The organism is Streptomyces sp. P9-2B-2, assembly GCF_030406865.1.
Lineage (GTDB): Bacteria > Actinomycetota > Actinomycetes > Streptomycetales > Streptomycetaceae > Streptomyces > Streptomyces platensis.
In genome coordinates this window covers 4,706,370-4,730,740 of sequence record NZ_CP129126.1, presented here as the reverse complement: position 1 = coordinate 4,730,740, position 24,371 = coordinate 4,706,370, and the positions used below count along the sequence as shown (strand labels likewise).

Below are 24,371 nucleotides of genomic sequence, written 5' to 3'. Positions count from 1 at the left end.
TCTACTGGGGATACGCTGTACACGAACAGTCGGCCGGAGAGGAGCTCACGCATGGCAGCCCGGAAGAAGAGCGGCGGTGCGGAGGCGCCCGTGCTGTGGGAGCGCCTGGAGCGCCCCACCGCGGCCCCCCGCGCCGCACTGACGCCGCAGAAGATCGCCGCCGTGGCCGTGCGGGTCGCCGACGCCGAGGGCTTCGCCGCCGTCACGATGCGCCGCCTCGCCACCGAGCTGGGCGTCGCCCCGATGGCCGCCTACCGCCATGTCGCGGGCAAGGACGACCTGTGGGCGCTGATGGTCGACCAGGTCATGACCGAACTCACCGTCCCCGACGAGGTGACCGGCTGGCGTGACGTCCTGCGCGGCTACGCGCTGGGCAGCCGCGCGATGATGCTGCGGCACCCCTGGCTGGCCCAACTGCCCGCGCCGCACTTCGTCCTGACGCCGAACCGGATGGCGGCCGCCGAACGCCAGCTGGCCGCGCTCGACGGCCACGGCATGGACACCGACACGATGATGGCCGCCTTCCGCGCGGTCAACGCCTATGTGCACGGCGCGACGCAGTCCGAGGTGGCGCTGGGCCGGTACATGGAGGACAACGGCTGGGCCGACGGCGACGCGTCACGGCGCGCACTCGCCCCGCAGATGACCTATCTGATGGAGACCGGCCGCTACCCGACCTACCGGCGCTACGCCCTCGGGGCCCGGCGCAAGGACGACGCGGCCTGGCAGTTCGAGACGGGGCTCGACTGCGTGCTCGACGGCATCGCGGTCAGGGTCGGCGACCAGGGGCGGTGATCAGGTCCGGTGATCAGGTCCGGTGATCACGACGCCATCGGGAGCGCCGCGCCCTCGCGCCACTTGAGGATCTTGTCGAAGCTGACCACTGCGCCGGGGCGGCCCGTGCGGTTGCGGTAGCGGACGTGATCGGTGAGGGCCTCGATCAGAAAGAGCCCCCGGCCGTCCTCGGCAAACTCGGGAGCCTGCGCGGGGGTGGGCACGGGGGCCGCCGGAGGGAGGGGGCGGTCCGCGGCCGTATGGGGCGGCGCGGGGGGTGCGGCGCGGTGGTGGAAACCGGGGCCCGAGTCGGTGACTTCGATGCGGCAGGTGTCGCCGTCGATGAAGGCGGTGACGCGGTAGTCCTCGGTGGTGTCGCCCCCGTGCTCGACGGCGTTGGCGCAGGCTTCGGAGAGGGCCACCGACAGGTCGTAACAGATGTCCGGGTCCACGCCCGCGGTCTCCATCGTGCCCAGCAGCAGACGACGGGCCAGCGGCACGCTCGCAGCCTCGCGCCGCAAATGGAGTGACCACCAGATGCTCATCGCTCCAGCCTCCTGGCCGCGGCTCGACATATCGATACCTATTGCCGCGCCGCAAGGTCCGTAAGCATGTCCGGGACGTGATACCGCTCATTCGGCGGATGCGAAGAGTGAGCGCATCGGTGTAGGTGCCGCGCTGCCCGTGCGCCGTCACGCGCCCTGGCTGCCTCCTCGGACGCCCCGCGGGGCGCCCCTTGGCTCCGACCTGCCGTCGGAGATCCGCGAGACCAGTGGGATGATGGCGCGGCCATGACTCCACCGCCCGCCTCCACAGCGCGCGCAGCCGCCGATCTCCGGCTGTTGAGGGCCGCGGTTTTCACCGCGGTCTGCGTCGCGCTGTCCGCGGGCGGGCACATCCTCGCCTCGTGCGCCACCGTCCCGCTGTGGACGCTGGGCGTCGCCGCCGCCGCGGTGTTCGCGGTCGCGGCGACGCTGGCCGGACGGGAACGCACCCTGCCGGGTATCGCCGTCGGGCTCGCCCTGGGACAGCTCGCTCTGCACGCGCTGTTCGCCTGGGGCCAGCAGCCGCCGCCCTCCGTGGCGCGGAGCGGATCCGGCGTCGCCGGACTCTCGGACCAGGCCGCGATCAGCCTGGCCCGGCATCTGACCTGCGGGCTCGGCACGGGCCGGCTGGACGGTGCGCAGGCGCGCCGGGCACTCGGCTCGGGTGGCCTCGACACGGCCTCCGCCGCCGGGGTGGCCGCACCGGCGGGCCACGGGACGGCCGGGGCCACGGCCACCGCCGACCCGGTGGTGCACGGTCTGCTGCCGTCGCTGCCCATGCTGCTCGGGCATCTGCTGGCGGCGCTCGCCGTCGGCTGGCTGCTGCGGCGGGGCGAGGCCGCGCTGTGGCGGCTGGTGCGGCTGTCGGCCCCGGCGGCGTACGAGATGACCGTACGGACCCTGGCCGGTGCGGTGCGCACGGCGCTCGTGCTGGTCCGCGCCCTGCTCACGGGGCTCGGAGCGGCGCACGACGAGGCGCGGCGCGCCCCCGTTTCGTACGGGGATGACAAACCCGGCCCGAAGGACCTCGCACTCCACCACAGTGTCGTCAGGCGAGGGCCACCCACCCTGGCCCTCGCGGCCTGACATCGCGCGAAGCACGCTCCCACAGGACGGGGTACGGGCTCGCGCGCCGTCACCGCAGCGCGCCAGCTACACCGTCACCAGCACCTTTCTCCTTCCTGTGGAGTGTTTTTCCGATGTCGAAGATCTCGAAGATGACGCAGATGCCGCAGCAGCAGTCGGACGTGTCGCGTACGCGGCGGCTCGCCCGGCGGCTGCCGCTCGTGGGCGCCGCCGCGGTCGGCAGTGTGGTGCTGCTCGCAGCCCCGGCCTTCGCCCACGTCAGCGTGCAGCCCGCGGGCCCCGCCCCCAAGGGCGGCTATGCGACCGTCAACTTCAAGGTGCCCAATGAGCGGGACGACGCGTCGACGGTGAAGCTGGAGGTCACGCTGCCGACCGACCACCCGCTGGCGTCGGTCATGCCGCAGCCGGTGCCGGGCTGGAAGGTGGACGTCAAGAAGTCCAAGCTGGCCAAGCCGCTCGAAATGCACGGCGAGAAGATCAACGAGGTCCCCTCGAAGATCACCTGGACCGCGGAGGACAAGGGCGTCGAGGCCGGTCAGTTCCAGCAGTTCCCGGTCTCCGTCGGCATGCTGCCCGAGGACGCCGACCAGGTCGTCTTCAAGGCTCTCCAGACGTACGACGACAAGGAGGTCGTGCGCTGGATCGAGCCGACGAAGGAGGGCGCCCCGGAGCCGGAGAACCCGGCGCCGGTCCTCAAGCTCACCGCGGCCGAGGAAGACGGCCACGGCGCCGCCGGCGCGGACGACAAGAGCGGCGGCAAGGACCACCTCAAGAGCGCCGCGGCCACCGCCCCCGCCGGCGACACCACGGCCCGCGTCCTGGGTGCCATCGGCATCGTCGTCGGCATCATCGGAGTCGGCTTCGGCGTGTTCGCCGGCCGGCGCCGCAGCGCCTGAGCACCGACGGGCCGGCGCCCGACGCGCGCCGGCCCGACGCCCCTTCCCGGACACCCGGGACACAACTCACGGGATTTATCTGCAATGCGTAGAACGACCCTTTTCGCGTCCGCCCTCACAGCGGCCGCGGCCCTCAGCCTGACCGCCTGCGGCGGGGACGACAGCAAGCCCGCCGCGGAGGTGTCCGGGGGCACCTCCGCCAAGCCGATCGTCACGCTCGACAGCCCGATCGCGAAGCCGGACCTGGTGCTGACCGACACCCACGGCGCCAAGTACGACCTGCTGGAGAAGACCAAGGGCCACCCGACCCTGATCTACTTCGGCTACACCAACTGCCCGGACGTCTGCCCGCTGACGATGGCCAACATCGCGGTCGCGGTGAAGCAGCTGCCCCAGGCCGAACAGAAGGACCTGCGGGTCGTCTTCGTCACCTCCGACCCGGAGCGCGACACCTCGGCCGCCCTCAAGAAGTGGCTCGGCGGCATCAACAAGGACTTCATCGGGCTGACCGGCAAGTTCGACACCATCCAGGCCGGTGCCCGCAGCGCGAACATCGGGATCGAGAAGCCGGTCAAGAAGAAGAACGGCGATGTCGTCTCCACCCATGGCGCGCAGGTGCTGCTGACCTCCCCCAAGGACGACAAGATCCACTGGATGGGCATGCAGGACGCCACCTCCGACAACTACACCAAGGCACTTCCGAAGATCACCAAGGGACAGAACCCGTGAACCGCCGCAGCACCCTGGCCACCGCCCTCACCCTCACTACCGGCCTCGCGCTGGCGGGCTGCGGCGGGGACGGCGCCCCGAAGCTCGAGGTCGCCGACGCGTACATGCCGCAGCCGGTCAGCCAGCAGATGGCCGGCGCGTACTTCACCGTCAAGAACAGCGGCGACACCGCCGACAAGCTCACCTCGGTCACCAGCAACCTGGCCAAGGACATCTCGATCCACAAAACCGTGGGCACCAAGATGGAGCGCGTCGAATCCCTGCCCATCCCGGCCAACGGCACCCTCCAGCTCGGCCACGGCGGCAACCACCTGATGTTCATGGGGCTGAAGAGCAAGCCGACCAAGGACGACGTCATCACCATCCGGCTGCACTTCGCCCACGCCGATCCGATCCGGGTGGCCGTCACGGTCAAGGCCGCCGACTACCAGCCGAAGCACTGACCGAACCACCAGCCGCACCACTAGCCAACCACTAGTCGGAGAACACACAGGTCCGGAGAGAACAGCCGCGGCCGGGAGCACCGCACCGGCCGGCCGCGACAAGGGAGTAAGGGGAGCGATCACTATGGTCACCACCGGGCTTCGGCCGCGACGGTCCGCCGTGCTGCGCCTGCTGGTCGTCGCGCTCGCGCTGGCCGGCGCGCTGCTCGGCGGGCTCGGCGGTGCCGCACCGGCCTCGGCGCATGCCGCGCTGACCGGCAGCACCCCCGCGCAGGGCTCGGTGGCGGACCGCGCCCCCGAGCAGGTGACGCTCACCTTCTCCGAGGGCGTCGCGATGGGCGACGACTCGATCCGGGTGCTGGACCCGCAGGGCAAGCGGGTGGACGACGAGAAGCTGCGGAATCTGAGCAGCGACCGCGTCGTCAAATACGGCGCGGGGCTGCCGTCCGGGCTGCGCGACGGCACCTACACCGTCGCCTGGCAGGTGGTCTCCGCCGACAGCCACCCGGTGTCCGGTGCCTTCACCTTCTCCATCGGCGCGCCCTCCAAGACCAGCGCCCCCGTTCCCCAACAGGAGGCCGGCGGCGGCCTGGTGGGCGCGCTCTACGGCGTCGCCCGCTACCTGGCCTACGCCGGGTTCGTGCTGCTGGCCGGCGGCGCCGCCTTCGTGGTGGCCTGCCGGCCCGCCGCGGCCCTCGTACGGTCCGTACAGCGGCTGGTGGTGTACGGCTGGGCGCTGCTGACCGGCACCACCGTCGTGATGCTCCTGCTGCGCACCCCGTACACGGGCTCCGGCGATCTCGCCGATGTCTTCGACCTCGGCGGCCTCCAGCAGGTCCTGATCACCAAGCCGGGCGCGGCGCTGGTCTCCCGGCTGCTGCTGCTCGCCGCCGCGGCGCTGTTCGTGGCGGTGCTCTTCGGGGCGTATGCGCGGGCGCATCAGGCGGCGGGGGCGGAGGAGACGGGGGAGACGGGGGAGGTGGCTGAGCGCGGTCGGCGAGGGGAGGCTGACGAGCGTGGTGCGTCGGAGGCTGCGGATACGGCCGAGGGGGCGGATGCGGCCGAGGAGGCCAGGCGGCGCAAGGATCTCACCTTCGGTCTCGGCTTCGGCGGCGTGATCGTCGCCACCGGGCTCGCCGCGACCTGGGCGATGGCCGAACACGCCTCGACCGGGCTTCAGCCCGCCGTGGCGATGCCGGTCGATGTGCTGCATCTGCTGGCGGTCGCGGCCTGGCTCGGCGGGCTGGCGGCGCTGGTGGTGTCCCTGTACTGGGGCCCGCCCGTCGAGCGGGCCGCCGTCCGCCGCTTCTCCCGGATCGCGTTCGGCTCCGTAGTGGTGCTGGTGGCCACCGGCCTCTACCAGTCCTGGCGGCAGGTCGGCACCTGGCGCGCGCTGACCGACACCGCCTACGGGCGGCTGCTGCTGATCAAGGTGGCGCTGGTCGTGGTGCTCGTCGGGATCGCCTGGCTGTCGCGGCAGTGGACGGGGCGGCTGGCGGAGGTACCGGCGGGAGAGGCAGCGGCGGCGGAACTCCGGGCGACGGAGGACGCCGAGCGGGATGCCGAGCGGGAAGCGGAGCAGGACGCCGCGAAGACAGCCGGGCAGGAAGAGCCGGAAGCGGCGGAGGAGCAGGAAGAGGAGGGGCGGGAAGCGGAGAAGGCGACCGTCGGGGCCTCGGCCACCACGGCCACCGCTGCCACCGCGGGCCCGGCTCCGAAGAGCGGCCCAGCCCCGAAGAGCGGCTCCTCCCCCGTCTCCGACCCCCACACATCGGCCCCCCAAGACACCCCCGCTACCGACGACGACCCATCGGCCGACGACGACGCCCCCGACCCCGCCCGCGCCGCCCAACTCGCCAGGCAGCAGGCCGCGGTGCGTACGGCCCGGACCAAGCGGCAGCGTGACGCCGACCCCGAGCGGCTGGGGCTGCGCCGGTCCGTGCTGGCCGAGGCGGCGGTCGCGGTCGTCGTGCTCGTGGTCACCACGGTGCTGACCGCCACCGAGCCGGGCCGCACCGAAGCGGCGGTCAAGGCCACCTCGGGCGGGCAGTCCGCCGAGGCCGGGCGGCCGCAGACGCTGACCATCCCGTTCGACACCGGTGGCCCGGACGGCAAGGGCACCGCGCGCGTCCGCCTCGCCCCCGGCAGCAGCGGCCGCGCCAATACGCTTCAGCTGCGGATCACCGACCCGTCGGGGAAGGTCAGGGATGTCCCCGAGGTGAAGGTCTCCTTCACGCAGAAGGCCAAGAAGCTCGGCCCGCTGTCGGTCACCACCCGGCACACCGCCAAGGGCCAGTGGCGCGCGAGCGGGATCCAGCTGCCGGTTCCCGGCAAGTGGCAGTTGTCGCTGGTCGTCCGCACCTCTGACATCGACCAGGTGACCGAGATCAAGAACGTGAAGATCGGCTCATGAGCAAGCAGACCCCCCGTAAGCAGTCCGCCCGCAAGCCGTCCGCCGCGCAGCAGGCGGCAGCGCAGCAGACCACGTCGCAGCAGGCGGCGACGAAGCAACCGGCGGCGAAGCAGGCCACCGGCCGGAAGGCCCCCGGTACGGACTCCGCCGCCGGGTCCGCCAAGGCGGGTGGCGGGCGCGTCCCCGCCCCGGCCACCGCCCCGGCACCGGAGACGGACGGGTCGCCCGCCAAGGAACAGCTCTCCCGCCGCCGGCTGCTCGGCACCGTCGGTGCGGCGGGCGCGGCCGGGCTGGTCGTCGGCGCGGCCGGGGGCGCCGCCGGGCTCTCGGCCGTACAGGACGACGCCCCCGAGGCCCTGACCACCGTCGGCTCGACCCGGGTTCCGTTCCGGCCGGCGGGCGGCGGGCACCAGGCGGGGATCACCACCCCGTTGCAGGCCAAGGGCCATCTCGTCGCCTTCGACCTGGCACCGGGCACCGGGCGCAAGGCCGCCGCCGCGCTGCTGCGCCGCTGGTCGCGCACGGCCGAGGAGCTGATGGCCGGCCGGGCCCCGGACGCCGACACGGGGGTCGCCCTCGACGCGGGCCCGTCCTCGCTGACCGTCACCTTCGGCTTCGGCCACAGCTTCTTCGGCCGTACGGGCCTGACGAAGCGGCGCCCCCTCGCGCTCGACCCGCTGCCCGACTTCTCCGCCGACGCCCTGGACCCCGCCCGCAGCAACGGCGATCTGTGGATCCAGATCGGCGCCGATGACGCGCTGGTCGCCTTCCACGCGCTGCGGGCGCTCCAGAAGGACGCGGCCGGCCGGGCGCGGCTGCGCTGGCAGATGAACGGCTTCCACCGCACGCCGGGCGCCACCGCGCACCCGATGACCACCCGCAATCTGATGGGCCAGATCGACGGCACCAACAACCCCAAGCCGTCGGACCGGGACTTCGATGAGCGGATCTTCGTGGGGCGGGACGCCGACCAGACGTGGATGCGCGGCGGCTCATACGCCGTCGTACGCCGGATCCGGATGCTGCTGGACGACTGGGAGAAGCGTTCCCGGCACGATCAGGAGAAGGTCATCGGGCGCCGCAAGGACAACGGGGCTCCGCTGACCGGCGGTTCCGAGTCCACCCCGATGCGGCTGGACGCGAACCGCCCGGACGGGCTGCCGGTCATCCCGGCCAACGCGCATGCGCGGATCGCGGCGCCGGAGTCCAACCAGGGCGCGGCGATGCTGCGCCGCCCGTTCTCCTACCACGACGGGTTCCGGGAGGACGGCGCCCCGGACGCCGGGCTGCTCTTCATCTGCTGGCAGGCCGATCCGCTGCGCGCCTTCACCCAGGTCCAGCGGAAGCTGGACCGCGGGGACGCGCTGTCGCCGTTCCTGCGGCACGAGGCGAGCGGACTGTTCGCGGTGCCGCCGGCCGCGGAGCGGGGCGGCTACGTGGGGCAGCCGCTGCTGGAGGAGTAGACGCCCTGGGGTCTGGAGCCCGGGGGCTGGGGCCTGGGACCTGGGGTCCGGAGGGGTGCCCCCTGAGGCCGGGGCGGGCGGCGGGCAGCGGGCCCTAGGGAGGGCTCGAACGGATGCCGTAGGGGAGGGGAGCGCCCCCTCGGGGCCGGCAACGGGATGAGGGGTGGCGGTATTCCCGTGTACCGGCCGGGCGCCGGAGCGGCTGGGTATCGTGGCAGGACAGGGAGAAGATCGGCGGGGTGCCCCCGCAGTTACGCGAGGGAGTCCTTATCCATGTCGGCCAGCCGCTATACCTATCTGGGCCCCGAGGGCACGTTCACGGAGGCCGCGCTGCGCACCCTGCCCGAGGCGGCGACGCGTGAGCTGACGCCGATGGTCTCGGTGCCCGCAGCCCTGGACGCGGTGCGGGCCGGTGAGGCCGCCGCGGCTCTGGTGCCGATCGAGAACTCCGTCGAGGGCGGGGTGACCACCACCCTCGACGAACTGGCCTCCGGCGAGCAGTTGATGATCTACCGCGAGGTGCTGCTGCCGATCGCCTTCGCCCTGCTCGTGCGCCCCGGTACGGCGCTCGGCGACGTGAAGACGGTGACCGGGCACCCGGTCGCCCAGCCGCAGGTGCGCAAGTGGCTGGCGGCGCAACTCCCGGAAGCCGTATGGGAGTCGGCGGCGTCGAACGCCGATGGCGCGCGGCTGGTGCAGGAGGGCCGCTACGACGGCGCGTTCGCGGGCGAGTTCGCGGCGGCGACGTACGGCCTGACGCCGCTGGTCACCGACATCCATGACGCGCAGAACGCGGCCACCCGCTTCGTGCTGGTGGGCCGCCCGGCCCGGCCCGCCGCGCCCACCGGCGCGGACAAGACCTCGGTCGTGCTGTGGCTGCGCGCCGACCACCCCGGTGCGCTGCTCGAACTGCTTCAGGAGTACGCGGTGCGCGGGGTGAACATGATGCGCATCGAGTCCCGGCCGACGGGCGAGGGCATCGGCCGCTACTGCTTCTCCGTGGACTGCGAGGGGCACATCACCGACCGGCGGGTCAGCGAGGTGCTGATGGGCCTCAAGCGGGTCTGCCGGGAGGTGCGGTTCCTCGGCTCGTATCCCCGGGCGGACGAGGTGACGGCGAGCGTACGGCCGGAGATGACCGACGCGGCGTTCACCACCGCGTCGGACTGGCTGACGCGCTGCATGGACGGGCGGAGCTGAGCCGCAGACCGGGCTGCCCGGCCGGGCCGGCGGGCGCTGCGGAAGAGCACGACCTGCGGCTTTGGAAGGCCTCCGGGTTATCCACAAAGTTATCCACAGGGCCGGTTCTCGACCTGTGGGTAAGTCGACACGGGAGTCGGACACAGTCGACATATCGCCCTACTGACCTCACACCGTTCCACAGCACCCCACCTCGGACACCGTCAGCGCAATTCACCTGATCAATCCTTTAGGGCGAGGCAATCCCACACGAAAGAGTGCGTGAACAACGTTTGCGCAGGGAATCCATAGCCGAGCATTTCGGGAGCGGAATGATCAGCTCCGACTTCCACAGATCTCACACACAGCCTGTGGATAAGAATCCCGAAACTCCCGCCCCCTGTGGACAACCGGCGGTTCACGGGGGATAACTCAGGGTCCGCACCCCGCCCCGGCGCCCGCTCAACTCCCGTTGTCCACACAGTGGATCATCCTCGCGGATGCCGCGAAAACCCCGTCACGGACGCTGTGAAGGAGTCGCAACGGACGGTCGAAGGGGGCGCGCCGACCACTCCCGCGGCACGGAATGCACCGGAATTCCACGCCGCCTTTCGTGCCCCACCCCTAAGGGAATAAACAACCTCAAAACGGACAAACTGGGATGCCGGGGAATATGGCGTCGAGTGGCGGGGCGTGGCCCCGGTAGCCTGGGGGGGTGATTGACCTTCGCCTGCTCCGTGAAGACCCCGACCGTGTGCGCGCGTCCCAGCGCGCCCGTGGAGAGGACGTCGAGCTCGTCGACGCGCTTCTCTCCGCCGACGAGCGGCGCAGGTCGTCCAGCGTCCGCTTCGACGAGCTGCGTGCCGAGCAGAAGTCGCTCGGCAAGCTCATCCCCAAGGCCGCCGGCGACGAGAAGGCCGAGCTGCTGAAGAAGGCCGGTGAGCTGTCCGCCGCCGTCAAGGCCGCCGACGCCGCCCAGGACGAGGCCAAGGAAGAGACGCAGGCGCTGCTGCGGAAGCTCGGCAACCTCGTCCACCCCGACGTTCCCGTCGGCGGCGAGGAGGACTTCCGGGTCCTGGAGACGCACGGCACGATCCGGGACTTCACCGCCGAGGGCTTCGAGCCCAAGGACCACCTGGAGATCGGCGAGCTGCTCGGCGCCATCGACGTCGAGCGCGGCGCCAAGGTCTCCGGCTCCCGCTTCTACTACCTCACGGGCGTCGGCGCGCTGCTGGAGCTCGCGCTGGTCAACGCCGCCATCGCGCAGGCCACCGCGGCCGGTTTCACGCCGATGCTGACCCCCGCCCTGGTGCGCCCGCGCGCCATGGAGGGCACCGGCTTCCTCGGCCAGGCCGCGGAGAACGTCTACCACCTGGAGAAGGACGACTACTACCTGGTCGGCACCTCCGAGGTCCCGCTCGCCGCGTACCACATGGACGAGATCGTGGACGCCGCCAAGCTGCCGCTGCGCTACGCCGGTTTCTCGCCGTGCTTCCGCCGCGAGGCCGGCACCTACGGCAAGGACACCCGCGGCATCTTCCGGGTCCACCAGTTCGACAAGGTCGAGATGTTCTCCTACGTCGCGCCGGAGGACGCCCAGGCCGAGCACCAGCGGCTGCTGGACTGGGAGAAGCAGTGGCTGACCGGCCTGGAGCTGCCCTTCCAGGTCATCGACGTCGCCACCGGTGACCTCGGCGCCTCCGCCTCCCGCAAGTTCGACTGCGAGGCGTGGATCCCCACCCAGGGCAAGTACCGCGAGCTGACCTCGGCGTCGAACTGCGACGAGTTCCAGGCCCGCCGCCTCTCGGTCCGGATGCGGGAGAACGTCGACGGCAAGCAGAAGGTCTCGCCGCTGGCGACGCTGAACGGCACGCTCTGCGCCATCCCGCGCACCATCGTGGCGCTCTTCGAGAACCACCAGCAGGCGGACGGCTCGGTGCGCGTCCCCGAGGTGCTCCGCCCCTACCTGGGCGGCCGGGAGATCCTGGAGCCCGTCGCCAAGTGAGCGCACCCGTTCCTGCCGCGGGCGCCCCGCTGCCGTACAAGCTCATCGCGACGGACCTCGACGGGACGCTGCTGCGCGCCGACGAGACCGTCTCCGAGCGCACCCGCCGGGCGCTCGCCGCGGCCACCGCGGCGGGCGCGGCCCATATCGTCGTCACCGGCCGGGCCGTGCCCTGGACCCGGCACATCCTCGACGCCCTGGACTACCAGGGCCTCGCGGTGTGCGGGCAGGGCGGTCAGGTCTACCACGCCGGGGAACACCGGCTGCTGACGTCGGTGACGCTCGACCGGCAGCTCGCCGGTCTCGCGCTGGCCAAGATCGAGGCCGAGGTCGGCCCGCTGTATCTGGCGGCGAGCCGGGACGGCCTGGCGGGCGAGGTGCTGGTCGGCCCCGGCTACCGCGTCCAGGAAGGCCCGCTGCCGAACGTCCTGATGGACGACCCCGGCGACCTGTGGACGGCCCCGATCAACAAGGTCTACATCCAGCACCCGACCCTGGACGACGATGCGCTGGCCCTGGCCGCACGTCAGGTCGCCGGGGATCTGGTCGGGGTGACGGTGGCCGGCGAGGGCATCGTCGAACTGCTGCCGCTGGGCCTGTCGAAGGCCACCGGACTGTCGCTGGCCGCCCGCCGGCTGGGCCTCACCGCCAAGGACACCATCGCCTTCGGTGACATGCCCAACGACATCCCGATGTTCGGCTGGGCCGCGCACGGGGTGGCGATGGACAACGCCCATGCCGAACTGAAGGCCGTCGCGGACGAGTTCACCGCCTCCCACGAGGACGACGGCGTCGCGGTGGTGCTGGAGCGGCTCTACCTCTCCTGAGGGCTTTCCGGCCGCCGCTCCGGCGGCGGCCCGTCGGCCCGGTCCGCGGGGCCCGTCCCGTCCTCCGGCGGCAGCTTCTCGGCAGCCGCCGCCGGAGTCAATGGCCAGGCCGCGAAGCCCATGGCCAGCGCGATGGCATGGCCGAAGTCGGTGAAGGTCGCGCCGGTCAGCAGCGGAATGCCGAAGAAGACCAGCACCCCGGCCAGGTAGCCGTAGCGCCAGGGCGGCCGCAGCCGGTACGTCAGCACCCCGGCGGCCGCCGCCAGCCCGTACGAGACCCCGATGTCCACGACATGGGTCATCGAACGCGGCAGCCGGTGCCCCTCGATGGCCAGCAGGACCAGCTCCTGGCTGGCGAGGGTGGCCGCGATATGCGCGCCGCCGACGGTCAGCAGCCAGCGCGCGGTGCCCATCCAGCGCTCCACGTTGGCGTGCAGCAGCTCGAACATCACCGCATAGAGCAGAAACGACTCGGGACGCTCGATCCAGAAGCCGCTGATCAGCAGCGACGGCAGCGGATGCTCGTTCAGCTCGTGGATATTGCTGCTGGTGCGGTGGACCAGGAACTGTCCCAGCCCCTCGGAGGCGGCGGCGATGACCAGGCTGGTGATGCCGATGACCAGCAGCCAGATATGGGTGCCGGGGCTGCTGCGTACCCAGTCCTTCGCCCAGGTCAGGGGGTTGACGGGGGACGGGCGGCGGCCGCGCGGCGGCTCGGCCGGCGGCCTCACCGGCGGCGCCCCGGGGCGCCGGAGAACAGCGGTCCCGGCCCCTTGAGGTGCCGGATGCGGGGCGCGCTCTCCATGGCCCGTACGCCGGGCAGCGCCGCCACCCGGGTCGTCAGATAGCGGTAGACGGCGCCGACGTCGCGGCAGAGGACCGAGGCGAAGAGGTTGTGCGGGCCGGTGGTGGCGCAGGCGTAGCCGACTTCCGGGTGGGCCGCCATCGCCTCGCCGGCGGCGGCGAGCCGGGCGGGTTCGACGGACAGCCAGAGGGCCACCATCACGCCGTACCCGAACTGCCCCAGGTCGTAGTCGACGTCGTAATACAGGGCGCCGGTGGCCCGCAGTTCCGTGAAGCGGCGGCGGACCGTGGTGGGTGACCAGCCGGTGGCGGTGGCGAGTTCGGCCAGGGGGGTGCGGCCGTCCCGGGCGAGGGCGTCGAAGAGCCGGCGGTCGGCGTCGGTGAGCGTGACGGGGGCGGCGGCCGGCTCCGGTGGCGGTGGGCTCAGCCGGGCGATCTGCTCGCCGGTCAGCGCCCCGGACTTGTTGATCAGCCCCTGGGGGCCGCCGAAGAACTGGTGCAGCTGGCAGTGGGCGGTCACCCCGATGACGCTCGGGGTGCGGGGCAGTTTCTGGAGCAGCAGCACATCGCTGTGGTCACTGTCCGGCGCCCGGCACACCGCGGTGATCTCGGTGCCGCCGGACATCAGGCTGACCCAGGAGGTGTCCGGGCGGCGGGCCAGCGCCTCGGCGACGGCGACCGCGGCGTCCGGTGCGCACTGGACCCGCACCAGCCACTGCACCTCGCCGACCGCCTGGGCGCCGGGCAGCCCCAGTACCTTGAGCGCGCCGCGGGTGCGGTGCCGGGTGTAGCGCCGGGCGACGGTCTGGTCGGAGACCCCGAGCACGGCGGCGATCCGGCTGAACGGCGCCCGCCCGTCGAGCTGAAGCGCATGGATCAGCCGGTGGTCGAGGTCGTCGAAACCGGTGGGGCCGCCGAGGGCCGTACCGGTGCCGCTCCCCCGGTCCGCCGCCCCGGGCTTCGCGTCGGATTTCACCGTTCGAGGCTAACCCGTGTCGGATTGCGCCGCCGGGCGCGCGGTGGCTGGGAGCGCGGCCGGTGCCGCCCGCACCGTGGCGTCGGCAATACGGGACGCCGGCCGGCGAACCGGCGGGCCGGGCCGGACCTTCGGGCGGCGCCGGGCGCGCCGTACCGGCCGCTACGAACGGAGGAAGAACATGCGGAGCGCACCCGAGAGGGGGACCGCGGCGGGCGGCCGGGCGCCGGACGCGGGCGGGGAGCCGGGCGGCGGACCGGCCGGGAAGTGGTGGCCGCTGGCCGCCATCACCCTCGGCAACTTCCTGCTGCTGGTCGATGTGACGATCGTGAACACCGCGCTGCCCCGGATAGCCGACGGCCTGGGCGCCACCTTCACCTCGCTCCAGTGGGTGATGGACATCTACGCGCTGGCGCTCGCCGCGCTGCTGATGGTGGCGGGCTCGGCAGCGGACCGCTACGGGCGGCGGCGGCTGTATGTCGCCGGGCTGACGCTGTTCGCGCTGGCCTCGCTGGTCTGCGGGCTGGCCCCGGACGCGGGCGTGCTGGTCGCGGCCCGCGCCGTGCAGGGGGTGGGCGCGGCGGCGATGTTCGCCACCAACACCCCGCTGCTGATGGCCGCTTACCAGGGCCGGGACCGGGGCGTGGCGTTCGGCGTCTGGGGCGGCACCAGCGGCGCCGCGGCCGCGATCGGCCCCGTACTGGGCGGCCTGCTCACCGAGTATGTGGACTGGCGGGCGATCTTCCTGGTCAATCTGCCGCTGACCGCCGTCGCGGTGTGGATCACGGTGCGCCGGGTCCCCGAGTCGCATGGCGACCCCACCGCCCGGATCGACTGGCCGGGCGCCGCGTCCTTCACGGCCTGCGCGGGCGCGCTGACGTACGGGCTGATCCGCGGCGGCGAGGAGGGCTGGACGGAGTCCGGGACGCTCGCCGCGCTCGGCGGCGCGGCGCTCGCCCTGCTGGTGTTCCTCGTCGTCGAACGGCGGGTGCACCGGCCGCTGCTGGACCTGGGGCTGCTGCGCCGCCCGTCGTTCGCGGCGCTGATGGCGGCGGCTCTGCTGCTTCAGGCCGCGGCCTTCCCGTATCTCACCTTCGTGGGGCTGTGGGTGCAGAACATCCTCGGTCTGAGCCCCGTGCAGGCGGGCCTGGCGGTGACGCCGATGGCGCTGATGTCCCTGCTGGTGGGTGCGCTGGGCGGCCGTCCACTACAGCGGGTGGCACCCCAATTCCCTCTCGGTATCGGCCTGTTGCTGGTGGGCGCCGGGGCGCTGCTGGAGTACGCCCTGCTGGACGACGGGGCCGGCTGGGCGGCACTCGTCCCCGGCCTCGCGCTGAGCGGGCTGGGCATCGGGGCGGCCATGCCGGTCCTGGTCTCGGCGGCGCTCGGCGCGGCGCCCCCGCAGCGGGCGGGGATGGCGAGCGGTGCCGTGAACACCTTCCGGCAGCTGGGCTACGCACTGGGCATCGCGGTCCTCGGCACCGTCTTCGCCGACGCGCTGCACGGCCTCCGGCCCGGGGCCTCCCGTACGGCCGTGGCCGCCGCCCATGTCGCCGGGCTGACCGACATCCTGCTGATCTCGGGGGCGGTGGCATCGGCGGGCGGGGTGCTGGTGCTGGCCGTCGTCCGGGGTCACCGGCCGGAGGCGGACGGGCGGCCGGGCCGGGTCCGGGATGCGGATCGGGGTGGGCTCGGGGGACGGCCCGGGGTCGCGTCAGGGACGGCTCAGGGTCGGGCGGAGTAAAACGCCGGGCATACGGGTCGGCACCCGGAACCGTACGGCCGTACGCGGTTCCGGGTTGCCGCCCTGGGCCCTGTGGCGATCTTCGCCGTGCCCTCACACCCAAGTCAATCCTCTGATCTCCTTTCACATCCCTTAGCAATAACTTGGGTTGGCGCTACCGTGTGCCGGTGACCCTCGATGACCTGCGCGCTTTCGTGGCCGTGTGCGAGGCGGGCAACCTCAGCGCCGTCGCCCGCGATCTCGGCTGCACCCAGTCGGCCGTCAGCCAGCGCATCAAGCGCGTCGAACGGGCGGCGGGCATCGGCCTGTTGGAGCGCCGACCGCGCGGTGTGGCACCGACCCAGGCGGGCCGGATCCTGCACCGCGCGGCCGCCGACGGCCTCAGCGGGCTGGATGTGGCGCTGCGGCGGCTGGCCGATCTGCGCGCGGGCGACGGCGGCACGGTCCGGGTGACCACCGGCGCCACGACCGTGCGGCACTTCATGGCCGACGCGGTGGTCGCCTTCCGCGCCCGCCATCCGCGCGTCAACCTGGAGTTCCAGACCGAGAGTTCCAGCCGCCGCTGCTTCGAGGCGGTCGCGGACGGCAGCTCCGAACTGGCCTGGATCACCATCGGCCCACCGGTACGCGGTATCGAGCAGCATCCGGTGGTCCGCCTGCCGTGGGTGCTCGCCGTCCCCGCCGACGACCCGCTCGCCGACCGGGAGTGCATCGAGCCCGGCGAACTGGCCGGCATCCGGCACATAAGGCTGCCGGAGAACTCCACCTCCCGGATGCGCCTCGACGGCCACCTCGGCCACCAGGACACCGGCCCCGTGCCACCCCCGAGCACCACCAGCGTCGCCGACTGGGACACCGCCCTGCTGCTGGCCGAACTCGGCGTCGGCCACGCGGTCGTACCCCAGCTGCCCGGCCTCCAGGCCACCGCCCGGCCCGCCCTGCGGCTGCTCCCGATCACCGGCCTGCCCCCGCTGGCCACCGGCTGGGCGGTCCGCCGGTGGGCGGCGCTGAGCCCGGCGGCGGTGGCCTTCGCGGAGACGGTCACCGCGGGTCTGGGCGGGGCGGAGGCGGCAGGAGAGGTGGTGGGCTGAGGGTGGTGGGGGCGTGCCCAGGTGGTGAGGGTGTGGCGGGCACGCCGTGGCCTGGTTCCGCCCCGCCTCAGGCCCTGACCACCGGCTCCTGGATCTCCGTGACCCACTTCTCCTGGTCCGGCGGGCACTCCAGATACAGCTCGCGGGCGTATCCGGCGGAGCGATAGCCGTTGGCGTCGATCCAGTGCGCGAGATTCTGGGCGGTCGGCAGAATCCGGCTCATCGGGCCGCGGTGCACCACCGTGGCGGCGCTGTCCAGGCCGGGGAGGGTGACGACGTCGAAGCCGAGGCCGGTGGCGGTGGGGGCCCCGGGGCGGCCGGAGGTGTCGGCGGCCGGGCGGCCGGAGGCAGCGCCGGCCGTCGCACCCGCCTTCGCCAGCGCCTCCTCGGTGATCACCATCCCCGCGTGCACGACGATGGCGTCCCTTCCGTCGCTCCTCTCGGCCGGCTGCCCGCTGCCCCCGCTCGGCTCCGGTACGTCCTCGTAGTACGCCAGCCCCGGCCCCGCCGGCGTCACCCCCGCCGTCTCCAGCAGCCGGCACAGCTCGGCGTAGAGCGGCGTGATCACCGGGCCGATGTCCTCCGGCCCGTAACTGGCGGCGGTTCCGCTCAGCTCGGCGAGCAGTACCGTTCCGGTGCGCTTGACCACCACATCGTCGGCAGACATGCGTCCCTCACTCTCGATCGTCCGGAGCCTCGCCTCGACCTGCGCCAGCCGCGCCTCCGCCGCCGTCCGCGCCGCCTCCAGTTCCGCCTGCCGCAGCCGCAGCATGCCGCGCAGCTCCGGCACGCTCACCTCCTCGGCCAGGATCGCCCCCACCTGCTGGAGGCTGAATCCGAGGTCCTTGAGCGCGATGATGCGGTTGAGCCGGGCGAGCTGGGCCGCCTCGTAGAAGCGGTAGCCGCTGACGGGGTCCGTACGGGCCGGGCGCAGCAGCCCGATCGCGTCGTAGTGGCGCAGCATGCGGGCCGACACGCGGCCGTACTGGGCGAAGTCTCCGATGGTGAACATGACGCCTTCCAGTGGAGTGCTTTCCACAGTGTCAAGGTCAAGCGCGGCGGTCCACGGACGATGGACCGGGTGGCGGACGGGGCTACCGGGCGGGCGGAGAGCGGTCCCGGCGGGTGTCGGCCCGGCCCGTGCCGGGCAGCGGAGGCCGGATGTCTGAGGCCGGGGGCCTGAGGCCGATGGCCGGTGGGGGTGGCCGGTGACCTGAGGCGAACGGGGTGGCCGGTGCCCGGATGCCCGGAGTCACCGCCGCCGCACAATCGGCCACCGGGCGGCAGCATCGCGTCAAGTAGCGGCCGCAACCCGTCAATGACGCGTCAGCGACCGGCGGAGGGTCCGGTTCACCGGGCATAGCGTCAGAGCCGAGCCCCGGCGTACGCGTTTCCCACCGGTCCGGGGCCGAGTTCCGTCCGAGGAGCAACGCCGTGTCCCACCATCTGTACGCGGAAGATCCCGAGCCTGCCGATCGTGTCCCGGCCGGACCGCTGTTCGTCCCCGTCCGGTCGGGCCCCGCGGGCTGCACGGCCCGCCTGTTCCGCACTCCGCTCGGCGGCCGTACCGCCGTCGCCTTCACCTCACGCCAGCGGCTGGCCGCGGCCCTCGGCGGCGGCCAGCCCTGGGTCAGGCTCTCCGAGCCCGCGCTGCGGGCACTGGCCGAACCCGTGGGTGCGACGGCCCTGACCGTCGATCCCCGATACATCCCCGACGTACCCCGTGGCCGTCACCTACGGGCCGCTTGAGGGAGGGGTGACCGCGATGAGTCACAGCACTCTGCCGCCGACCGGCCACGAGGCCGGCCCCCCGCCACCGGCCACCGCCGTGGCGCTCCCGCCCCGCACCGCCTCCCGGCCCCTGTCCGGCAGTGAACCGCGCTCCATCTGGCCCGCGTCCACGGCGCCGGTCGGCCGTGATGACCTGGCCGTCGGCGGTGTCCCGCTCACCGAGCTGGCCGACCGCTTCGGCACCCCCGCCTACGTCCTGGACGAGGACGAAGTGCGCCACCGCTGCCGCGCCTACCTACGGGCCTTCCCTGACGCCGAGGTCTACTACGCGGCCAAGGCGTTCCTGTGCCGCGCGATGGTGCACTGGGTGCAGGAGGAGGGCCTGGGGCTGGACGTCTGCTCCGCCGGCGAGCTGGAACTGGCCGTCACCACCGGCTTTCCGCCCGAGCGGATCGTGCTGCACGGCAACGCCAAGAGCCCCGCCGACCTGCGGGCCGCCCTGCGGCTGGGCGTCGGCCGGATCGTCATCGACAGCACCTCGGAGATCGCCCGGCTGGCCGCCGCGGTCCCGGCGGGCAGCCGCCAGAAGGTACTGATCCGGGTCGTGCCGGGGATCGCGGCCGGCGGCCACGCCAAGATCCGTACCGGGACCGACGACCAGAAGTTCGGCCTGTCGATCGCCGACGGCTCCGCACAGCACGCCATCGCCCGGGTACTCAGCCAGCCACGCCTCGAACTGACTGGCCTGCACTGCCACTTGGGCTCGCAGATCACCACCGTCAAGCCCTATCTGTCGGCGGTACGACGGCTGATCGGCCTGCTGGCCCGCATCCGGGAGCACCACGGCAGCACCCTGCCCGAACTGGACCTCGGCGGCGGTCATGGCGTCGCCTACCGCCCCGGCGAACCCGCGCTCGACCCCGGCGCCCTCGGCATCAAGATCCGCGCCGAACTGGCCCGCGGCTGCGCGGCGGCCGGGCTGCCGATGCCCCGGCTCGCCATCGAACCGGGCCGCGCCATCGCGGGCCCGGCCGGGGTCGTCCTCTACCGGGTGCTGTCCGTCAAACGGACCGGCGCCCGCACCTTCGTGGCGGTGGACGGCGGGATGAGCGACAACCCGCGGCCGGCGCTCTACGGGGTGCGCTACGCGCCACGGCTGGTCGGCCGCGCCTCGGCCGCCGCACCGGAACCCGTGACCGTCGTCGGGCGGCACTGCGAGGCCGGCGATGTCCTCGCCCCCGATGCCCCGCTCCCCGGCGACATCCGCCCCGGCGACCTGCTGGCCGTCCCCGTCGCCGGCGCGTACCACCTCTCGATGGCCTCCGGCTACAACCTCGTCGGCCGCCCACCGGTCATCGCCGTCACGGGAGGCCATGCCCGCCTTCTCGTACGGCGCGAATCCCTCGCGGACATCCAGGAGCGGGATATCGGGGTGTGAGGGTGGGGCAGGGGTTGCGGGTGGGGTGAGAAGGGGCCCGGGGCTGGGGCGAGCCACGGGCCGCGCCCTTGCCCGTCGCCGTACCCGCACCCTTACCCGTGACCGTGCGCGCATTGGCATCCGTGTACGATGAATCGATCAGTTGTAGGATGACTGGGCAACTGGCCCGGGACGGGGGCCGGACCTACGGGTCAGGGTCCCTAGAAGCCTTACGGGTCCCTACGGGTCCTACGGGCCCTACTGGTCCTAGGGCCCCTACGGGCTCCACCGGCCCTACGGCACCTACTGGTTCATCGGCGCGGACGGGATGGAAATGGCACTTCAGGCAGCAGGACGGCAGTCCCTGGTGGACACCGTCGTCGACGCCCTGCGGTCCCAGCTGACGGCCGGGGAGTGGAAGGTGGGGGCCCGGATCCCCACCGAGCACGCGCTCGCCGAGCAGCTCCAGGTCGGCCGGAACACCGTGCGCGAGGCGGTGCGGGTCCTCGTCCACGCCGGGATGCTGCGCTCACGCCAGGGCGAAGGCACCTTCGTCGTCTCCACCACGGACCCGGGCGACATCATGCGCGGCATCCAGCGGGCCGGCATCCGCGACGTACTGGAGCTGCGGATCGCGCTGGAGGCGGAGGCCGCCCGGCTGGCCGCGCTGCGCCACCGGCCCGAGGATCTGGACCGGATGCGCGCCGCGCTGGACGCCGTGGCCGACCTGGCGGACGCGGAGGGAGTGCCCGGCTCGGGCGATCTGGAGCTCTACGCCGATCATGACGTCGCCTTCCACAAGGCCGTCGTCGAAGCCGCGCACAACGCCGCGCTGACGGCGACGTACGGCTGGTTCAGCAGCTCGGTACGGGAGGCCCTGGTCAGCGCGCTCGACGACCAGGCGATGCCGAGGATCGTGCACGGCGATCACCGTGCGGTCCTGGACGCCATCGCGGCCGGCGACCCGGAAGCGGCGGAGCGCGCGACCCGCGCCCTGCTGGACAAGCCGAAGCGGGCCGTGGAGGCCCTGCTGGCCGACGACTGAGGCCCGTCCCCCTTCCCCCTCCCTCAGTTCCGGCCCATTCCTCCCCCCCCAACACCCACCCCCCTTCTTTCTCCTTCCCGATCCATCACCGGATCCCGACACGTGACGAGGTATGCGCGTATGGCAGGGCCCAGGTCCGAAGCACCCTTGATCGACGCCGAGGAGGATCTGGTCCCGGCACCGCCGGTCGCCACGGCCCGCCGCCGGCTGCGGGCCCATCCGGTGCTGGTCATGGCCGGGATCGTGCTCGCCGCGCTCAATATGCGTACGGCGCTGGCCGGGGTCTCCCCGCTGCTCGGCGAGATCGGCGCGCACTACCGTCTGACCGCCACCGCCAGCAGCCTGGTGACGACCATCCCGCTGATCTTCATGGGTCTCGGCTCGATCCTCGCGCCGAAGCTGGCACGGCGCTGGGGGACCGAGACGGCGCTCTGCGGGGCGCTGGTGGCGCTGTGCGGCGGCATCGTGCTGCGGATCGCTCCGCCGGTGGTCGCGCTGTTCGCCGGGTGTGCGGTGGTCGGCGGCTCCATAGCCCTGCTGAATGTGCTGATGCCGGGCCTGATCAAGCGGGACTTCCCGGAGCGGGCCGCGGGCATGACGGCGCTGTACTCGACCGCGATGATCCTGGGCGCGACCGTCTCCGCCGCCTCCGCGGTGCCGATGGAGAACGCGCTCGGCAGCTGGCAGGGCGCACTGGTCTCCTGGGCGCTGCTGGCCGCCGTCGCCGCGGTCGTCTGGATCCCGCAGACGCTGATGACCCGGCGGGGCACCCGCCACGGCGCCGCCGCGGCCACCCCCGCGCACCTCGCCGGGGACGGGCCGCGGCTGAGCCGCTCCCCGCTGGCCTGGCAGGTCACGCTGTTCATGGGCTCGCAGTCGCTGATCGCGTATGTGAGCATCGCCTGGATGCCGACGATCTTCACCGACCACGGCATGGGCAAGGGCGAGGCGGGCCTGGTCTTCGCCTTCAGCACGCTGGTGCAGATGGTCGGTTCGTTCGTGGTGCCGATGCTGGCGGGGCGGATGCGGCAGCAGCGGCTGCTGGGGGTGGCGGTGTCCGCGCTGATGGCCTGCGGCGTCTCGGGTCTGCTGGTGGCACCGGTGGCCGGGGCCTGGCTGTGGGCCGCGCTCCTCGGCATCGGGCAGGGCGGCGCGCTGGGCCTGGCCCTGACGATGATGGTCCTGCGCTCGGGCGACGCCCACACCGCGGCCCGCCTCTCCGGCATGGCCCAGACCGGCGGCTACCTCCTGGCCGCCGTCGGCCCCCTGGCCCTCGGCGCCGTCCACCAGGCCACCAACGGCTGGACCGTCCCCCTCGCCCTGCTCCTCGCCGTCTGTGCCGGTCTGGCGCTGCTGGGCCTGGGCGCGGGGCGGGATCGTCGGATCGGCTGACGGACGTGTGAGTGCTGGGCGGGGGGGCCGCCGGGCGCGGGCCTGGGGCGGGTAGGCACGGCAACGTCGCAGGTGGCGGGGCATGGCGAGGTGGTGAAGGATCTTCGCGGTGGGCAACGATCCGGCGGCGGCCGCCCCCGCGTCCGGCGGGGTCGCCTACCGTGCTCCCCATGAGCGATGTTCCGCACACCGTTCGCTGGCCAGGCCCGCGGCTCTCCCGCACCGGCCGGCTGCTTCTTGTTGCCCTGCTGTGTGTCCTGGTCGTGCTGGCCGTTCTGCTGCTGCCGCGCTTGCTGCGCGGGCAGCCCGAACGGACGCTGATCGTCCCGGAGGGGCAGCGGGCCGCCCAGGTCTACGCCGCCGCCGACAAGGCCCTGCACGTGCCCGCCGGGTCCACCGCGAAGGCGGCCAAGCGCGCACATCTGCCGCTGCCGGCCGAGGCGAAGGGCAATCCGGAGGGCTACCTCTTCCCGGCGACCTATCCGATCAGCTCGGACACCACCCCGGCGTCCTTGCTCACCTACATGGTGAAAACCGCCAAGGAGCGCCTCGCCGCCGATGGCGTCCGCTCCTACCGGACGGTCCTCATCGCCAGCATCGTGCAGGCCGAGGCGGACCGGCCAGCCGATATGGGCAGGGTCGCCCGGGTCATCGACAACCGGCTCGCGCACCATATGCCGCTTCAGATGGACTCGACGATCAACTACGCGCTGGGCCGCAGCACGCTCCACACCAGCCACGCCGACACCAGGACCAAGAGCCCGTACAACACCTACCGCTACCAGGGCCTGCCGCCGACGCCGATCGACAATCCCGGTGCGGACGCGCTGAAGGCGGCCGGTGCGCCGCCCGCCGGCGACTGGCTCTACTTCGTCACCGTCAAACCGGGCGACACCCGCTTCACCGCCGATTACCAGAAGCATCTGCGCAATGTGCGGGAGTTCAACGAAGCGGCGGCGCGACGCCGGTAGCAGCGTAAGCGCCAGGTGTGGCGGGAGCGGCGGAGGCAAGGCTCAGGGCCCGCCTCCGCCCCCCGGACGTCCTTACTCCTCGCCCGCCAGGGTGAGCGCCTTCAGACGACGGCTGGCATACCAGGTGGCGACGCCGGTGAGCCCCACCAGCAGGCAGAGGGCGAGCGGCAGTTGGACATCGGAGCTGAGCGCACCCTCCGCGGCCGCCTTCTGGCCGACCGCCAGCGCCCACTGCTGGATGCTGAGGGTCTTCGCGCCCGGGATGAGCGTCCCCACGAACGTCTCCCAGATCAGGGCATAGACCAGGCCGAACACGACGGCATGCCGGGTGATCGTGCCGAAGAGCAGGAAGAGGGCGCTGTAGGCGACCGAGGCGACGGCCGCCGCCACCGCGTATCCCACGGCCATCTGCTGGCTGTTGCCGTTGAGGAGGAAGCCGGCGAGCAGGACGGGGAGGGCGGAGAAGGCGACCGTCACGCCTATCGCGACCAGGAGTTTGGTGAAGATGATCGTCGGCCGGGGCACCGGCTTGGCCAGCAGATAGACCACCGAGCCGTCGTCGATCTCCGGGCCGATCGCGCCCGTACCGGCGATGACACCGATCAGCGGCACCATCGTGCCCAGCGCGAAGCCGCCCAGGATGCCGCCGGCGGTGGCATCGTCGGCACCGGCCAGCACACGGACGGCCACCGAGAGCAGCACCAGCAGGGCGGGCAGCGCGAAGAGGATCAGCGCCCGCCGCCGGCCGAGCAGGGCGCGGTAGGTGAGCCGGGCGACGGTCGGGTGGAACAGGGTGACCTTGGGTGCACCGGGGGGTGCGGTCCGGGCCGCCGGAGTGGT

The 24,371-nt window shown here is 72.8% G+C and carries 22 protein-coding genes; 17 read left to right on the top strand and 5 right to left on the bottom strand.

The genetic code is table 11. The annotated features are described in order from the left end of the window. Nucleotides 1-51: 51 nt before the first annotated feature. The gene (locus QT196_RS20635) at nt 52-795 is read left to right on the top strand and encodes a TetR/AcrR family transcriptional regulator (protein WP_266737623.1); all 744 of its coding nucleotides are present in this window, start codon (nt 52-54) and stop codon (nt 793-795) included. 26 nt (nt 796-821) lie between these two features. Here the strand turns inward: QT196_RS20635 and QT196_RS20630 are convergent, their stop codons facing one another. Then, nucleotides 822-1,319 (bottom strand): ATP-binding protein, encoded by a 498-nt coding sequence (locus QT196_RS20630; RefSeq protein ID WP_290355382.1) that lies wholly within the window; start codon nt 1,317-1,319, stop codon nt 822-824. Nucleotides 1,320-1,565: 246 nt separating this feature from the next. On the opposite strand from QT196_RS20630, the gene QT196_RS20625 reads away from it, so the two are divergent. From QT196_RS20625 to QT196_RS20585, 9 genes are all read left to right on the top strand, one after another. Next, nucleotides 1,566-2,405, top strand: a complete 840-nt coding sequence (locus QT196_RS20625; RefSeq protein WP_168480482.1) for a hypothetical protein — start codon at nt 1,566-1,568, stop codon at nt 2,403-2,405. A 113-nt stretch (nt 2,406-2,518) separates the two neighbouring features. After that, nucleotides 2,519-3,301, top strand: coding sequence for a YcnI family protein (locus QT196_RS20620; RefSeq protein WP_211117388.1), 783 nt, complete (start codon nt 2,519-2,521; stop codon nt 3,299-3,301). Between the two features lie 84 nt (nt 3,302-3,385). Beyond that, nucleotides 3,386-4,030, top strand: a complete 645-nt coding sequence (locus tag QT196_RS20615) for an SCO family protein (protein WP_168480481.1) — start codon at nt 3,386-3,388, stop codon at nt 4,028-4,030. Next, nucleotides 4,027-4,473, top strand: a complete 447-nt coding sequence (locus tag QT196_RS20610) for a copper chaperone PCu(A)C (protein WP_290355381.1) — start codon at nt 4,027-4,029, stop codon at nt 4,471-4,473. The genes QT196_RS20615 and QT196_RS20610 overlap by 4 nt, the downstream gene beginning before the upstream one ends. A 124-nt stretch (nt 4,474-4,597) precedes the next feature. Beyond that, nucleotides 4,598-6,886: a copper resistance protein CopC gene (locus QT196_RS20605; RefSeq protein WP_290355379.1), complete on the top strand. Its 2,289-nt coding sequence runs from the start codon at nt 4,598-4,600 to the stop codon at nt 6,884-6,886. Further along, on the top strand, nt 6,883-8,349 hold the full coding sequence (gene efeB / locus QT196_RS20600) for an iron uptake transporter deferrochelatase/peroxidase subunit (protein WP_290355378.1): 1,467 nt from the start codon (nt 6,883-6,885) through the stop codon (nt 8,347-8,349). The genes QT196_RS20605 and efeB overlap by 4 nt, the downstream gene beginning before the upstream one ends. Nucleotides 8,350-8,622: 273 nt before the next feature. Next, complete coding sequence (gene pheA / locus QT196_RS20595) at nt 8,623-9,549, top strand: prephenate dehydratase (RefSeq protein WP_168480478.1); 927 nt, start codon at nt 8,623-8,625, stop codon at nt 9,547-9,549. A gap of 694 nt (nt 9,550-10,243) precedes the next feature. Beyond that, on the top strand, nt 10,244-11,533 hold the full coding sequence (gene serS, locus QT196_RS20590; RefSeq protein ID WP_266737613.1) for a serine--tRNA ligase: 1,290 nt from the start codon (nt 10,244-10,246) through the stop codon (nt 11,531-11,533). Next, nucleotides 11,530-12,360 carry an HAD family hydrolase gene (locus QT196_RS20585; protein WP_290355377.1) on the top strand — a complete coding sequence of 277 codons (831 nt, stop codon included), beginning with the start codon at nt 11,530-11,532 and terminating at the stop codon, nt 12,358-12,360. The genes serS and QT196_RS20585 overlap by 4 nt, the downstream gene beginning before the upstream one ends. Here QT196_RS20585 and QT196_RS20580 read toward each other — a convergent pair. Beyond that, the gene (locus tag QT196_RS20580; RefSeq protein ID WP_290356687.1) at nt 12,348-13,037 is read right to left on the bottom strand and encodes a rhomboid-like protein; all 690 of its coding nucleotides are present in this window, start codon (nt 13,035-13,037) and stop codon (nt 12,348-12,350) included. The two genes, QT196_RS20585 and QT196_RS20580, sit on opposite strands and share 13 nt — an antisense overlap. 50 nt (nt 13,038-13,087) lie before the next feature. Then, entirely contained in the window at nt 13,088-14,140 is a 1,053-nt protein-coding gene (locus QT196_RS20575; protein WP_290355376.1) for an AsnC family transcriptional regulator, read from the bottom strand. Between the two features lie 181 nt (nt 14,141-14,321). Between QT196_RS20575 and QT196_RS20570 the strand changes: the two genes are divergently transcribed. After that, a complete protein-coding gene (locus QT196_RS20570) occupies nt 14,322-15,884 on the top strand; it encodes an MFS transporter (RefSeq protein WP_290355375.1) in 1,563 nt (520 codons plus the stop codon). A 167-nt stretch (nt 15,885-16,051) separates the two neighbouring features. Beyond that, nucleotides 16,052-16,975: a LysR family transcriptional regulator gene (locus QT196_RS20565; RefSeq protein WP_168480475.1), complete on the top strand. Its 924-nt coding sequence runs from the start codon at nt 16,052-16,054 to the stop codon at nt 16,973-16,975. A gap of 67 nt (nt 16,976-17,042) precedes the next feature. On the opposite strand, the gene QT196_RS20560 is transcribed toward QT196_RS20565, so the two are convergent. Beyond that, nucleotides 17,043-17,987 carry a MerR family transcriptional regulator gene (locus QT196_RS20560; protein WP_168480474.1) on the bottom strand — a complete coding sequence of 315 codons (945 nt, stop codon included), beginning with the start codon at nt 17,985-17,987 and terminating at the stop codon, nt 17,043-17,045. A gap of 422 nt (nt 17,988-18,409) precedes the next feature. Here QT196_RS20560 and QT196_RS20555 point away from each other — a divergent pair, with 422 nt between their 5' ends. From QT196_RS20555 to mltG, 5 genes are all read left to right on the top strand, one after another. After that, complete coding sequence (locus QT196_RS20555; protein ID WP_168480473.1) at nt 18,410-18,724, top strand: SAV_915 family protein; 315 nt, start codon at nt 18,410-18,412, stop codon at nt 18,722-18,724. Between the two features lie 16 nt (nt 18,725-18,740). Next, on the top strand, nt 18,741-20,144 hold the full coding sequence (gene lysA, locus QT196_RS20550) for a diaminopimelate decarboxylase (protein WP_168480472.1): 1,404 nt from the start codon (nt 18,741-18,743) through the stop codon (nt 20,142-20,144). 313 nt (nt 20,145-20,457) lie between these two features. Then, nucleotides 20,458-21,168 (top strand): FadR/GntR family transcriptional regulator, encoded by a 711-nt coding sequence (locus QT196_RS20545; protein WP_290355374.1) that lies wholly within the window; start codon nt 20,458-20,460, stop codon nt 21,166-21,168. Between the two features lie 120 nt (nt 21,169-21,288). Then, nucleotides 21,289-22,560, top strand: coding sequence for an MFS transporter (locus QT196_RS20540; protein ID WP_290355373.1), 1,272 nt, complete (start codon nt 21,289-21,291; stop codon nt 22,558-22,560). Nucleotides 22,561-22,730: 170 nt separating this feature from the next. Then, nucleotides 22,731-23,531, top strand: coding sequence for an endolytic transglycosylase MltG (gene mltG, locus QT196_RS20535; protein WP_290355372.1), 801 nt, complete (start codon nt 22,731-22,733; stop codon nt 23,529-23,531). A gap of 72 nt (nt 23,532-23,603) precedes the next feature. On the opposite strand, the gene QT196_RS20530 is transcribed toward mltG, so the two are convergent. Further along, nucleotides 23,604-24,323 (bottom strand): ABC transporter permease subunit, encoded by a 720-nt coding sequence (locus QT196_RS20530; protein ID WP_168483856.1) that lies wholly within the window; start codon nt 24,321-24,323, stop codon nt 23,604-23,606. Nucleotides 24,324-24,371: the final 48 nt, after the last annotated feature.